This is a genomic window from Streptomyces bobili (genome assembly GCF_002154575.1).
GTDB lineage: Bacteria > Actinomycetota > Actinomycetes > Streptomycetales > Streptomycetaceae > Streptomyces > Streptomyces bobili.
This window is the reverse complement of sequence record NZ_MUBA01000670.1, coordinates 1-914: the sequence shown is the minus strand read 5'-3', so window position 1 is coordinate 914 and position 914 is coordinate 1. Positions and strand designations below refer to the sequence as shown.

General features: G+C 67.3%; 1 protein-coding gene. It reads right to left on the bottom strand.

Annotation, left to right across the window (positions count from 1 at the left end; genetic code table 11):
- Positions 1 to 123: 123 nt before the first annotated feature.
- A complete protein-coding gene (locus BZL64_RS35915) occupies positions 124 to 786 on the bottom strand; it encodes a DegT/DnrJ/EryC1/StrS family aminotransferase (protein ID WP_167396254.1) in 663 nt (220 codons plus the stop codon).
- Between the last annotated feature and the right edge of the window lie 128 nt (positions 787 to 914).

Genomic DNA, 914 nt, shown 5'->3' with positions numbered 1-914 from the left:
GACCTTCTCCTTACCATGGAGACGCTCTGCCGTCTGAGCTAAGGGGGCCTGCTACTTATCGGGGTTTCCCCCGCGGCAACGAGAGAAAGCATACCCCGAACGGAGCCGTGTTCCCAAACTCGGTCAGAAGGCGGGTTGAAGCAGTCCCCCGAGGGCATTGCAGGCGGACACTATCCGCTGCATGTCCCGCTTTGTCAGTGCGGCGTCCATCGGCAACGCCAGCGTCTCGTCGGCGGCCAGTTCGGTCTGCGGCAGCGACACGTACCGCCGGAACTCGGGCTGCCGGTGCAGCGGTGTCTTCACCGGCACCCGGCAGTCGACTCCCCTGCCGCGCAAGGCGCGTGCGAACGCGTCCCGGTCGGGCCGCCCGTTCCCCGGAACCCGCACCACGTACTGCTGATAGGTGTGCCCGTCCCCGCCGTCGGGCGTCCGCACCCCGCGCAACCGCGCGTCGAGATAGGCCGCCCGCTCCCGCCGCTGCGCCACCTCGTCGTACGGCGCCTCGGACTCCCGCTGCTCCAGCACCAACAGCCCGTGCCGCGCCCCGAGTTCATACAGCCTCCCGACATCGGCCGGCCGCCCGAACCGGTGTACGGCGACAAGGGCCGCGGTCCTCGGAGTTATCGCTGCTCGGACGGCGTCCGGGTCGAGACAGTAGGTCACCGGATCGACGTCGGCGAAGGCGAGGAGCGCACCGGCGCGGGTGACCGCTTCGGCTACTTCGGCGTTGCCGAACGCCGGCACGACGACCTCGTCACCAACTCCGACACCTGCGGCCCTGAGCAATGCGGCAGTACCCATGCAGTGGATGCTGGGCGTGGGACATGAACGTCAAGTGACCGAAAACAAAAAAGGGTTGGGCCCTGAACCGAAGTTCAGAACCCAACCCTTTGAAAGATTGTTCGGCGGCGTCC